This window comes from Hyphomicrobium sp. (assembly GCF_036833075.1).
Taxonomy (GTDB): Bacteria; Pseudomonadota; Alphaproteobacteria; order Rhizobiales; family Hyphomicrobiaceae; genus Hyphomicrobium_C.
In genome coordinates, this window is record NZ_DAITQL010000006.1 from 72470 (window position 1) to 85398 (window position 12929).

The 12929-nt window shown below is 61.9% G+C and carries 11 protein-coding genes; 6 read left to right on the forward strand and 5 right to left on the reverse strand.

The features are described 5' to 3' along the window. The first annotated feature begins 172 nt into the window (after positions 1-172). Entirely contained in the window at positions 173-595 is a 423-nt protein-coding gene (locus V7082_RS03625; RefSeq protein WP_334146257.1) for a MobC family plasmid mobilization relaxosome protein, read from the forward strand. Next, on the forward strand, positions 510-2060 hold the full coding sequence (locus tag V7082_RS03630; RefSeq protein ID WP_334146258.1) for a relaxase/mobilization nuclease domain-containing protein: 1551 nt from the start codon (positions 510-512) through the stop codon (positions 2058-2060). Before V7082_RS03625 ends, V7082_RS03630 begins: the two co-directional genes overlap by 86 nt. 4 nt (positions 2061-2064) lie before the next feature. Here the strand turns inward: V7082_RS03630 and V7082_RS03635 are convergent, their stop codons facing one another. The 4 genes from V7082_RS03635 to V7082_RS03650 all read right to left on the reverse strand — a co-directional run bounded on the left by V7082_RS03635 (position 2065) and on the right by V7082_RS03650 (position 6731). After that, on the reverse strand, positions 2065-2880 hold the full coding sequence (locus V7082_RS03635; protein ID WP_334146259.1) for a metallophosphoesterase: 816 nt from the start codon (positions 2878-2880) through the stop codon (positions 2065-2067). 1165 nt (positions 2881-4045) lie between these two features. Then, the gene (locus tag V7082_RS03640; protein WP_334146260.1) at positions 4046-4555 is read right to left on the reverse strand and encodes a DUF4411 family protein; all 510 of its coding nucleotides are present in this window, start codon (positions 4553-4555) and stop codon (positions 4046-4048) included. Positions 4556-4558: 3 nt separating this feature from the next. After that, a complete protein-coding gene (locus V7082_RS03645) occupies positions 4559-5725 on the reverse strand; it encodes an XRE family transcriptional regulator (RefSeq protein ID WP_334146261.1) in 1167 nt (388 codons plus the stop codon). Between the two features lie 358 nt (positions 5726-6083). Continuing rightward, positions 6084-6731 carry a tyrosine-type recombinase/integrase gene (locus V7082_RS03650; RefSeq protein ID WP_334146262.1) on the reverse strand — a complete coding sequence of 216 codons (648 nt, stop codon included), beginning with the start codon at positions 6729-6731 and terminating at the stop codon, positions 6084-6086. A 325-nt stretch (positions 6732-7056) separates the two neighbouring features. Here V7082_RS03650 and V7082_RS03655 point away from each other — a divergent pair, with 325 nt between their 5' ends. Further along, a complete protein-coding gene (locus V7082_RS03655; protein ID WP_334146263.1) occupies positions 7057-7806 on the forward strand; it encodes a helix-turn-helix domain-containing protein in 750 nt (249 codons plus the stop codon). A gap of 200 nt (positions 7807-8006) precedes the next feature. Here the strand turns inward: V7082_RS03655 and V7082_RS03660 are convergent, their stop codons facing one another. Next, the gene (locus tag V7082_RS03660; RefSeq protein ID WP_334146264.1) at positions 8007-9032 is read right to left on the reverse strand and encodes a hypothetical protein; all 1026 of its coding nucleotides are present in this window, start codon (positions 9030-9032) and stop codon (positions 8007-8009) included. Between the two features lie 185 nt (positions 9033-9217). Here V7082_RS03660 and V7082_RS03665 point away from each other — a divergent pair, with 185 nt between their 5' ends. The 3 genes from V7082_RS03665 (at position 9218) to V7082_RS03675 (ending at position 12785) form a co-directional block, all read left to right on the forward strand. Further along, positions 9218-10147, forward strand: a complete 930-nt coding sequence (locus V7082_RS03665) for an AAA family ATPase (protein ID WP_334146265.1) — start codon at positions 9218-9220, stop codon at positions 10145-10147. Positions 10148-10204: 57 nt separating this feature from the next. Beyond that, a complete protein-coding gene (locus V7082_RS03670; RefSeq protein ID WP_334146266.1) occupies positions 10205-12262 on the forward strand; it encodes a S8 family peptidase in 2058 nt (685 codons plus the stop codon). Positions 12263-12392: 130 nt separating this feature from the next. Further along, a complete protein-coding gene (locus tag V7082_RS03675) occupies positions 12393-12785 on the forward strand; it encodes a hypothetical protein (protein ID WP_334146267.1) in 393 nt (130 codons plus the stop codon). The last annotated feature ends 144 nt before the right edge of the window (positions 12786-12929 follow it).

Sequence of the window (12929 nt, forward strand, 5' to 3'; positions counted from 1 at the left end):
TCGATATTACCCGCTTACGCGGATATCGAATTCAAATCCCTCTCGCCGGGGAGAGGGCTCCGCCACTCCCCTGGACCCCTCCGGTCAGTGCGTGAGCCTGTGCCGTACCCAGCCATGAACAGAGGCTTCAGTGCCAAAGCGACGGACACACGAAAAAGGCGCCCGGACGAAGATGGTCTGTATCCGCTTGACGGAGGACGACCACGCGCGCTGCAGCCGGCAGGCGCGCGAGCTTGGCCTCACGCTGTCGGGACTGTGCGAACGCCTTGTCCTTGACGGCAAGGTCGACATGAGCGCGCGCCCTGCCTACCGCGTCATGGATCCGGCGCTGTTCACCGAGCTTCGGCGCATCGGCAACAACGTCAACCAGATCGCCCACGCAACCAACAGCAACCTTCCCACCGATGTGATGTTCGCGTGGCGGACGCTCAACAAGCTCCTGAGCATGTTGCTGGCCCAGGAGCTCATCAACCAGAAGGCCCAAACCCTCGGGACGAGGACCACCGACGATGATACCCCGCCTCCACAAACGCGGGCAGAGTTTCAAAGGAGCGTGCGGGTACATCCTGCGCGACGCAGCGACGACTTCCCCTGACCGCGTCCTTTGGACAGATACGCGCAACATCGTCTCGCATCCCGATGATGCGTGGTTCGAGATGTTCTGCGTCGCCCGTGACCAGGCCATGCTCAAGCAGCAGGCGGGCCGGGACGCGCGCGGGCGCAAGAATACAAAGCCCGTTCTGCATTACAGCCTCTCCTGGGCGATCAGCGACAACCCCTCCCCCGAACATATGCGCGCTACGGCGCTCTCCAGCCTCAAGGCGCTCGGCCTTCTCGACCACCAGGTGTTGATGGCGGCGCATGGCGACAAGGAGCATCTCCACGTTCATATCGTCGTCAACACCGTCCACCCGGATACCGGGCTCACCGCGCCGCTCAAATACACCAAGGAAAGGCTTTCGCGATGGGCCGAGGCCTATGAGCGCGAACACGGCATCCATTGCGAGGAGCGGATCAGGAACAATGCCGAGCGCGCGCGCCTCAAGGCCGAACGCGAGTCCAGCCGCTTCGCCGAGCCCCAAGACTCTGCCAACCGGAACGAGGCCCCCTATGTGCCGGTGAAGCACCGGGCCAGGAACCGCAAGCAGTGGCTTGAGCGGCAGGACATCATCGATCGCATGGTGCGGCACCGCGCCGAGCTTGATCGCCGGCACCTGACCGAACGCGACGTCACGTGGGGGCGCCACCGCCAGGAATTTGCAGCCCTGATGGAAACAACGAAGAAGGCAACCGACAACGCAAGGAGCCATGTCAGCGATCAATACCGGCGGCGATGGCGGGCGCTCTATGCCGCCCAACGCAAGGAGTTGCGTCAGGTCACCGGCAACGATAGCCACATCTTCGAGCGCGCCGTCTATGTGTTCGTGAACAGCGAGCGCCTCGGCAGCGGCAAGCCGTTATCGATGAATCGCAAGCTGCAGCTGATCCTTTCACCGAGGAAGCTGGAAGATGCGGTCGGGCGCATGCACCGGCGGGAGCGCAACCGCCTTGCCCAGGTGCAGAAGGCGGACACGCATGAGCTGGTCGAACGCGTCTGGGGCGCGCACGCGCCGCGCTTCGAGGCGCTGAAAACCCGGCATGCCGCCGAACGATCGGCAGAGCGGCTCCAGCAGGCGGAGGTCACGCGCCGATCGGTTGGATTCCTCCGCGCCAAAAACGAACTCATCCTCGAGCGCGAATACGGACGCCCGGTGCGCGTGGCGGCCGATGCGCCGCCCTTCGAGACGGATCAGGCATACGTGGCGCGCATCCGGGCCGAGAGGCAGGCTTTCTATGACCGTCAGAGACGGCCGGAGACCCCGGAGCTCAGGCGGCCGTCGGCCACGCCTGCACCGGCGAAGCAGCCGGACAATGATGCCGGGCCCCCCTCTTCCGCGGTTCCCTTCAACGAGACAGCGGCGCCACAAGCGGGTGACAGAGCGGCCGGGATCCGCCGCGATATGGAAGAGTGGCGACGGAAGAATCGCGGCCGCGACTTCGGGCGGGAGCTTGATCCATAGCGGATCAGAGATCGAAGAACGCCGTCGGCGCGAAGTTGCGCGCCGACGGGTCCTTGCCTTCGAAGCCCCGGCAATTCACGTATACCCCGGTTTGCCCGATGCGGTAGACACGCCGGATGTGCGTGTGCCCATGCACCCACGCCACAACACTGCCCATCTTCATGACGGCTCCGTCGAGATTGCTCGCGAACGCCCCATCAAGCCCGTTGCCAAGTTGCATCGGGTTAAGGCCCTGACAGCTCGGCGCGTGATGCGAGATCACAACGTGGCGCTTCCCTTCTCCGGCACGAACCTCAGCCAGCAAGGCCGCCCATGCCTGATCGTGCGCGGCCAGCGCGTGCTCCGGCTGGAACTTCACCAGCGTCTCCTGCCCATCGGCACCCATCACGCGCGTCTTGACGAAGAAATATTCGCCCAAGCGGCGACGTACCCCGTTCACGCTCGCCGCGCTGCGTCCCTCGAAATCCGACCAGAGCGTGGTGCCGAAGAAGCGTACGTCGTCAATCTCGGCCACTTCATTATCGAGCACGGTCAAGCCTGGCAGGTGCTCTCGCAGGAGCCCCGCTGTCTCCTCAAACACGCCGTCGTAGTGTTCGTGATTGCCGGCAACCACGAGCACGTGTGCAAAATTCGCACGTGCCGCATCAACGAAGCGCATCACGCGCGTCCGCTGATCGATGCTGTACTTGTCCTGCCGGGCGGGATCGATGCACCGCGCGTGGCACAAATCCCCGGCGATGATGAGCACATCGCCTTCGGGCAGCGTCCATTGAAAGTCTTGGGACTCGAGATGAAGGTCGCTCAGATAGTGGCAGCGCATCGGTACCGGCCCGCGAATCGGATTCCACGGATCGAGACTGCACTGCCGGGCGCAGGTTGTCGGTTAAGCGGCATTAACACGCCGCCTGCCGATCGAAACCCACAGCACCGCGCGCACCGGATTCCCGCCCGCGCTCAGCGGACGCACGGTCACACACCGCGCTGAAGTTACGGCACGCGCGCGCATGTCCAGCGAGGCCACGAATCTGCATCCGTGTGTGACCGGTGTGTGACCGAGAGGTTTTGAGATTCGCGCTGTTGGGCTAAGCGCTTGAAGTCATTGGTGGACCTCTCAGGAAAAACATCGAACCAAATCTTTGATGAACTTGCCAATTGGGAGGAGGTTCTGAAGGGGTCCTCACTGGCAGACCCGACGCCGCCAGCGTCATGAAAAGTACCTCCCTAATTCAGCACCGCAGAGCGGAGACCTCGGGCAAGCGTGAAACGATCCGGTTCTGGATCGCCATTCCCGTGAGATCGCCAATTGTCGATCTGGTGTATGAGCCCGCTAAGCTTCTTCCTTTCTGTCCCGACGCCTGAGAAGGCGCGCAACACCTTCTTCGTCATCCTCGATCAAGGCGCCCAGATCGGATGGGGTAGTGTCGGGTCGTCGATCTTGATGCGCAGATAGGTATCTTCGGTTCACCGCTCCGGCGCCACCGATGCGTCGGCTATCGGACAGGGCCATGATGCCGGAGAGGCTGATGCTGAGTGAATGAGGAAACGCTGCAATAAGTGGGAACGATAGGGAGTTCTAAGCAAGACGTAGGAAGGTGTTCACGAGTAAGCAGATCGGCGTCGCTCCAGCCCCGGAGAAGCGAGCACTCAGAAAGCGGGCGTTTAGCTCAGCCGAAGCCTTCATCAAGATTGGCCATGCCAAGAGGCCTTGTGAAAGCGCGCCCGATCTCGCGAAGCAAGTGCGACTCCTCTTATGGCAAGCGGACCATCGAATGGGTCGGTCGATCGAGAGCGCCAATCGTTCACAGACAACGTTTCTGCCATTGACGGCTACGTATTCAGGGCAAGCTTGTGAAGTAGCTGGAGATGACCCTACCGCGTGGAGGCGGACCTGGACCAAATTGTATACTTGGAACAGCCTCAAACCGACATCGATCGACCATGGATGGAACCACGGCTGTGCAAGCGTGGTCTTCCGCGCTTAATGATCAAGGGTTCTGCAGCACAAAGCGCGCATTGAGCTGGCGAAGTGCCTCGAAGGTGTTCATCCACGGCACATGAAGGGCGTTGCAGACGTCAGGTATCTTGACCCTTCGGCGCGAAAGCGGTTCCGGCAGTTCGTGGGTAATGAGGGTATGGCCCCCGGCGAGGCAGAAGGCGATGAGCCATGGGTCCGCGCCGGCCATAAAGTCGGCGATTGCCGCGTCTGTATAGGGGTTTCCACGGCGGCCCTCGACATGGGCAACTACCTGCCGGTAAGCCTGTTGGACCTCTTCCGTGTCGATGGCCATGAGCCAAGCATGGGCGCGACGGTCGCGCATCCAGGCGGCGAGATCGTCGCCACCGCCCTCGATTTCGTCATAAATGGCGCGGACGCAGAGGATTTCACCCGTTTCGCGTTGCGCATCGAGCCAGTCCCAGAACGCCGGGCAGAAGTCGAGGCCGTAGTAACGGTTCTTCGCCTCGATGAAGGTGTTGGCGTCCAGGCATCTTGCCACGGGTTAGGTCTCCAGCTTCCGGGCAAGCTGTTTGAGCTTGTCCGGCTTGATGGAGAGCAACTGGCCCGCGTCACGCAGGAGCATCCGGCCTTCTAAGGCCTCGTTCAAGACGGCGCGGGCGAAGGTCGGGCTGTTGCGCATCCGGGACAGCGTATAAAAGTCGGGGCCTCCCCCCTTCCCTTCCTTCTCCGGAGGCTTTGCGAACTCGGCGGCAGCCTGTTGGTAGAAGGCTAGATAGTCGGCGCGAGGGATGCGGCCAAGGTCCAATGCGCGCCGCGCGATGACAAGGCCACTGACACGGAATTCCCGTGCCAGCGCGTCGGCGTTTTGCGCGAGGGTGAGCTGGGGGTTCCAAAGGGCGAGGAATTCAGCGCGGGCTACGAGGAATTCCGCCGCGACGCGGTTGCAGAACACTTCGACGGGGTCGAAGCCCTCGGCGGCATTATGCAAGCCGAAGTTGGAGATGGCGCTGATGGCCAACCAGATATGTCCAAGTTCGTGCGCAAGGGAGAAGATTTGCGCCGCCTGCGCGTCGGCGGAATTGATGAAGACCAAAGGCGCTATGGGGTCGGTCAAAGCAAAGCCGCGAAATTCCTGCACCGAAAGAGGCCGATGGGTGTTGTTGCCGACGATGCTGTTGCGGAGCACGAGGACGCCTGCAGCCTCGGTCTTCTTCACCATGTCGCGGAACATGTCCTCCCAGTTGGCCGTGGCGCGCCGCCATTCCGGGGTGACGCCCAACACGGCGCGCATGTCGGCCGCGACCTCGGCGGGGTCGTCGTCGGTGGTGAAGCTGCCGACGAAGGGCAAGTGCTCTACCCCGTGCTGGCGCTGGAAATCGCGGTACCAGTCCTGTTTGGCGACGGCGTCTTTGTAGACGTCGCGGAAGTCAGGTCCGAGGCTTTCGACGGGTTCGCCACCGATGCGTCGGAGGTCCGGTATGGCGATCTCCTCGCCGGGAGGCCGGTCGAGGAAAAGGTAGCCGAAGGGCACGCGGAGATACTTGGCGAGGTCGCGCGCCTTGGCGAAGCTCGGGAGCGTGTCTCCACTTTCCCAGGCGTTGACGTCGGCTGGCTCGACCTTAAGCTTGTCCGCCACGGCATCGATGGTCGCGCCGGCGCGCTGCCGCGCCCAGCGGATAACCTCTGCGGTGACGAGTGCCTGGCTCATGCGCGAATCTTAGATGACGTGAGGCCTCAAAGGAATCGGATTGGGCTTAAAAAGTACCGGTGTGTCGTATGGGGATTCAACTTTGGTGAACGCCGGGGGCGTGATGTTTGTCTAATACCTTCTTGGCGTTAGCCTGCTGTGATCCAGTTCACTAGGCGTAGGCGCAGTAGGTTGCAAGGATAGTTGAGATCGGAAGACTGCGCCGATCCACGCGGCGGTTTTGTCAACGAAATCGCCCCATCATTGACTTGCTTTGATCGACCGCAAGGTCCCAATAGCTGCCATCGCGTGAGGTGTAATCGACAACGCTGCGAGCGGCGCCGACCGTGTCCGGATTTGGATGAAGAGCGTCAGTCGCTCAGATATCGATCTTCTCGGCGATTTCGATCGCGTCGTCGACCTCGATGCCGAGGTACCTAACAGTGCTTTCGATCTTCGAATGCCCAAGCAGGAGTTGGACGGCTCGGAGGTTTCCGGTCCGCCGATAGATCAGCACCGCCTTGGTTCGGCGCAGCGAGTGTGTACCGAACTTGACCGGGTCGAGACCGATACTGGCGATCCACTCAAGAACCAGGCGAGCGTACTGCCGCGTTGTCAGCCCAGCTCTGTCGCCACGACCTGCGAAGAGGAACTGGCCCGGCTTGCGTCCGGTCAAGCGCAGATACTCGTCAATTGCCTGGCGGGTCTGATCGGTCAGCTCAAACCGTACCGGTCTGCCAGTCTTCTTTTGTCGGATTGTTGCGCGGTCCATCGAGTATCCGCTCGGCGCAACATCATGTACGCGGACTGCGACCACATCACAGCCGCGCAGCTTGCTGTCGATTGCCAGGTTGAAGAGGGCCAGATCTCTCTTCTTTCCGTCGATCTGGAGCTTGGTGCGGATCGACCAGACGTGGCTCGGGCGCAAGGGCGGCTTCGCGCCCACCAGCTTGCCCTTGTTCCAGGGGACGCGAGCGCGCTTGGCATCCGGTTCGATAGCAGTAGGTGCACGAGGATAGTCTTCCATGGCCTGTCTCCTTTGCTGAGAGACAAACCAGCATGCGCCTCCGTCCACCTAACCTGCTGATCTCACGACCGGTCTCGGCCCAATTCTTCCTTCAGAAGGTTACTAAGCGTCGATTTTGACACGTTGCAGACCTTTTCGATCCAAGCGTGACACGAGAGGGAACGTGGGCGCCGGAAGCTGTTTACGCGAGCGATACTCAAGACTGTCGTGCAATGGCGGACAAATGCCACCTTCTGGCGATATCCTGCCATATCGTGTCGGCTTCCTGACGTATTGGAGTCGGGTAAATGGCCTTCCGCTTTCGCCCCAGGGTGAGGTTCAATCGATGCGCAACAGCAACAAGAGGACCTCCATGAAATGTGATGCCGACAAGCTCTCCGAGTTGCGCACGAAGGCGTGCCTCACCCAAGAGGCTCTCGCAGGTCGAGCGCATGTGAGCCCGCGAACAATCCAGCGCGCTGAAGCCGGTGAACTGATCTCACTGAACAACATCCAGGAGATCGCGAGCGCACTCGGCGTTACGGCGAACGAGTTGTTCGCGCCAGAAGCGTTGGAGCAGCCGGAAGAGCTGGTCGATCAGGATGAGACCCAGACCATCGCCGTAGTGCTGAGGCCGCAATTGACGGCCCGGTCGCTACTCGACGCCATGAGCGACTGTGAAGCCACCGACCTACGGCACATGCTGGAGCTAACAAGCGAGACGTCCGAGGCCGTGATCGCGTTTCTTGAGTGTCTTGGTCCATCCCTTCCAGAGCTTTGCCCAGGTTATCCTGATCCGCCAGAACAGCACCCAGGATCAGGGGGGGCGAGTGGCCCGGCTCAAACGATAATTCATCGCATCCGTCGGGAGGGGGAGCTCAATGAGCAACTGAAGATACTTCATAGTGCCGGTATCGGCGTCTACGTCGGCACGTTTGTCGACTTCAGGACCGTTCCCCGATGGGACCCCGAAGAGCTGTGCTGGTACACAAGATCTAACCAAGTACCTGAGCACGTGAAGGTGGCGGTCATTCGGTTGGCGCCGGTGCAGCAGAGGCACTTGGGCGTCAGAGTCAAAGATCCGCTCCCCTTCTGAGGGCAGCGGCCCCGCTGCCGGAAGCAACCACACCGGCGGCGGGGCGCGCCATCAGCGCCGACAGAGGACGTCCGGCGCCCGAGCTTGGCCCTCACGCGCGGCGGCTCGCCCGGAACTCCTGGAACCGGCGCTCGCGCTCAGCGGCATCCTGCGCCGTGAAGGCCTCACATCCCCTCTTGATCTCGCTGCTTTCGCGGCTCCTATTCGCAGTGAGGGACCAGTTGGTCCCCGATCCAGCTCCCATACGAAAACGCGACGGCCGGGTAGCGGCGCATTTCCGGCTCGAGCTTTATGACAACCGTCTCAAAGCCGCCACTAGGCGCGACATGAAGAGCGCAGAGATTGACGAGCCACGCCTCGAACGCGTCAACAAGAAAGCCGATGACCCATGTGTGATAGTCGCCAATATCGGTCTCCGACAATGGTGCGTCTTGCTCGACGACCGTGATGGTCGGGGCATACACCCGCCCGTCGGCCTTAAGCCGATAGTCTTGGAACACGACCTTCTGGCCGGGCTTGGGATGCTCAACGGCATTGCGCGTCTTGCGCAGGAGTGTGAAGCCGGGAGAGAACTGGTCGGCCATCCTGGCTAATTCCTTCGCCTTGTCATCGCCCTCCTCGAGCCGGCGCTTGAGCTTGGGCCAAGAGACCTCCTCCGGCAGGCCCCTGTCGAACGCGCATACCAGCTGCCACAGGTTTCGCACGGCGTGGTCTGCCGATTGGACGAACGCCTTCCCTCGCGCGTTAACGTTGCCGATGGCCGGCACGCTGAACCCTTCGCGCCGAAGGGCCGTTACACTGAACTCTCGCCCAAGGTCCTCCGTTAGGCGTCGAAAATCGTCGGCCTCAGTCTGAAGCGTGGCGAGTTCATGCAGGAAGGCTAGGCTTGCGTGCAAACCTGCGACGGGGTCACAGGTGCTCGGCAGCGCGTCGGGATCGAGGAGCCGTTTGGCCTGGAGCAGAATCCGGCCCACAAGCGGATCAGACGTCCCACGCGCCAGGATGCGTTGCTGACTGTGCGGAATGGCGGCATTGGTGCGGTCAGGATCGATCTGATCGGCAAGCGCGACCTCCCAGAGGCTTCGTTCCTTGACAATCAGTATCCGCTCGCCCAAAGGCACGAACTCCATGACGGGTGACGCATCGGCCGCGTCACCGACATTCATCACGAAGGCGCCATCACGGATATGGTCGATTGGCCTTTTTTTGGCACCGTGCATCGACATCTCACCGTTTTTTGATGCCCATATTAGGGCTCGTTCAATCCCTGTTCACGCAGTATGATGTACCAACATCGAATCACGTCTGATCCTTTATCGCGTTTGACATGGCAACGGCTCAACAGATCATCGCGCTGCTCAACAGCCACGTGCGGGGAGACCAGGAACAACTCCTGTCGATCGCCCTGCAAGTGGCTGCCGGCGAGGCGCGCTCTGGCCGCAAGGATAATGCCGAGCAGCTGCGGAAGCTCGTCCAAGCTGCCCGCAGCGGTCAGTCGCGACAGAAGCCTGCCGGCGAGACTGCCGCGATCCCAATCGCGCGGCCCAAGGGCGAGTTGCAGGCCCTCCTGTCCGTCCAATACCCCAAGTCGACGCTGGATGAGATGGCGTTGGACGCTAAGATCGCCGCCCGTCTCCGGGGTATCCTGGAGCAGCAGAGCCAGCGCGAGCTGCTGCGGTCGTTTGGCAAGGTGCCGAGTACCCGCTTGCTCCTAGCCGGCCCGCCTGGGTCGGGCAAGACGATGACCGCGGCCGCTCTTGCGGGCGAACTGCACATCCCGCTGTTTACGGTTCGGCTCGATACTTTAATTACGCGCTATCTGGGTGAGACGGCCGCCAAGCTGCGACTGATTTTCGACCACATCGCGACGACCCGCGGGGTGTTCCTGTTTGACGAGTTCGACGCCATCGGCGGAGATCGCGGTGCAGACAATGATATTGGCGAAATGCGGCGCATCCTGAACTCGTTCCTCCAGTTCATGGAGGAGGAGACCCGCTCCGATAGCCTGATCGTCGCCGCGACCAACTACCCTGAGCTTCTTGACTTTGCGCTCGCACGCCGCTTCGACGACGTTGTCGTGTACGCGATGCCGGACACCAAGGCCGCGCGGAAGGTCATCGAGCGCCACCTCGGCCTGTTCCGCCCGCGACAGTTGCAATGGGCCAAGATCCTGCCCGCCTGTGAAGGCCTCAGCCACGCCGAGATTGCACGCGCTGTCGACGATGTCATCAAGCGGGCGATCCTCGATGGAGAAGCGAAAGCCTCTTCAGCGAAGCTTCTCGCCGCACTCCGCGAACGTGCGTCCGCCAAGCAGGCCCTTTCGGGACGGCGCGAGCCTTAGCGGCGCGGACCTCTTGTGTCTGCGTCGTAAGTCTCCCCTCTCGAAAGTGATACTGCCATGGCTGACAAGCCTGACGTGCCGTCTTCGGCCTATTCTCATCCACACCTCCGTATCGATCGTTTCTGGCGGCGCGCCGACTATCGGCCGCCGCCGCGCGGATTCTCCGATAAGGACTCCGGCCGCGAGCGATTCTCTCACGGCGGGAGGCTCTCGGGCGAGCTTGCGCAAGCGCTGGCTGCGGCGCGTCGCATGCTGGAGGAACGAGATCCGCAGGTAGCTGAAGGCGAGCCCGGCGTCTACGTCGAGATCTGGTCGGAAGCCGAGAAGGCGCTGCCCGATTCCGCGTGGCAGCGCGAGGGCATTCGGATCGCTGCCGTTAGGACGGATGACACTGGGACACAGATCGGCGGTCTGTTCGTTCCCGCGAAAGCGGAGCCGTTCCTCCAGAAGACACTGGCCGACTACACCGCCGGCGGCGGCACCGACGCGGCCAAGGCGCGGCTGGAGCAGATCGAACCGTTTGCGCCGGCAACGGTTGCGACGCTGTGGTTCGATCGCAGACCCTTGCCCCTGCCGGGCCAGAGCATCTGGTGGGAATGCTGGTGTTGGAAAGACCGCGCACACCATCTCGCCGGCCCCGCAGAGCGGCTCGGCCTTCGCGTCAGCGAGCAGCGGCTGATCTTTCCCGAATGCGTCGTGGTGCCTGTCTATGGAACTGCAGCCGACATCGAACGGCTCCTGGTGCACACCGACGCCATCGAAAAGCTCAGAAACGCCTCGGACACGCCGCACGTTTTTCTGACGGAGATGGCCGACGAGCAGGTGCCACTGGTCCGCGACCTCGAGCGCCGCATCACGGCGGCCCCTGAGTCCGCGCCGGTCGCCTGTGTCCTCGACACGGGCGCGAACCGTGCGCATCCTCTGATCCAAGGCTCTCTTGCCGAGGAGGACCAGCACGCGATCGATGACGACTGGGGTGTTGACGACCACTACCCCGGTGGCCACGGCACACAAATGGCGGGCATGGCGTTGCTCGGCGACCTGACACACGTGGTCGCCGATTCACGGCCGATCGAGCTTGTGCATCGGCTGGAGACCGTGACGCTGTTGCCGCCGAACGGGTTCCCCCCTACCAAGCCGGCAAACTATGGCTTTGTCACACAACAGGCGATCAGCAAGCCGGAGATCCAGGCGCCGGAGCGCGCCCGCGTCTTCTGCATGGCTGTGACCAATGAGGACGTGCCAGGTGATCGGCCGACGAGTTGGAGCGCGGCCATGGACCAGGCGGCTGTTGGGAAGATGGATGGGGAGAAGGACGACCCTACGGCGCCAAGACGCTTGATCATGATCTCGGGCGGCAACATCCAGGACGATGCAACACTTGCCGAAATAGCTGATCCAGATGCCCGTCCCATGGAGGACCCGGTGCAAGCCTGGAATCCCGTTGGCGTTGGAGGTTTCACCGATCGCGATCAGGTCCTTGGCTCCTACGTTAAGGGCTATGAGCCGGTCGCGTCCGTAGGCGATCGGAGCCCGTACAGTCGGACATCGACTGCCTGGCCCGGATCCACACCACTTAAGCCAGAAGTGGTATTTGAGGCCGGGAACAAAGCGATGAGCCCAGGCGGATCGACCATCATACCCGGGCTGCCGTCACTGTCCGTGCTGACCACGAACAAGGATTTCGTCGTCGACCCGCTCACGGCCTTCTGGGCGACGAGCGCGGCAACTGGCGAGGCCACGCGGTTTGCGGCAACAATCGCGGCCGAGCATCCGAATCTGTGGCCGGAGACAGTGCGCGCATTGATGGTTCATAGCGCCCGCTGGACTCCCAAGATGAGCGTGCATATCGCGGCCGCCAAGAAGAGGAAATCGGCCCACATCGCGCTCGCGCGCCAATTCGGATACGGCGTTCCAGGCCTTGATCGCGCATTGTCGTCGGCCAGCAGTGACCTTGCACGCCGAGGCCGAAATCCAGCCATTTATGCGCCGTACCAAGATGGGCAAACGTGGTCGCCTCATCGACGACGGGGATCCCAAATTCCACGACATCCACATCTACGATCTCCCCTGGCCCGTCGAAAAGCTCGAGCAGCTTGGCGAGCATCGCGTTGAGCTCAAGATCACGCTCTCCTACTTCATCGAGCCGAGCCCGGGACAACTGAAGCCAATCACACCGGCGCGGTACCGGTCGCACGGTTTGCGTTTCGATCTGCAAAGACGCCTGGAGAAAAGTAGCGTCTTCTTGGCGCGCATCAACGGCCTCGCCGCAGCTTCAGAGAGCGACGACGACACCTCCGAAGAGACATTGGAGGAGGAAGTTGAGGACCTCGAGATCGAGACGGAAGCCGATCAAGGCTGGATGTTCGGCGCCAACAGCCGCGCGCAGAAGGTGGCCGGATCGTTGCACTGTGATGTCTGGCGAGGATCCGGGGCCGACCTGGCCACACGTCGAACTGTCGCGATTTATCCGGTGTCCGGCTGGTGGAAGTACCGCCTCCCGCAGAAGCGCTACAACGACAAAACGCGCTACGCCCTCGTGATGACCTTGCGCTCTATAGAGCAGGATGTCGATCTCTACACAGATATTGAAACTCTGATCTCCGCAAAGCTCAGTGCATCACCGCTCGAAACCTGATCCGACGCATGTCATCAATCAGCGTCAACGGGCTCGAATAAGGCGCGGCTCCTGATCCAATGGGCTCGGGGGGGGTGAGCGTGAAGACATTGAACCGCCCCGGGTTTGCCGGAGGCTGGTTGGTTTGAGTCAGGCGGCGCGTGC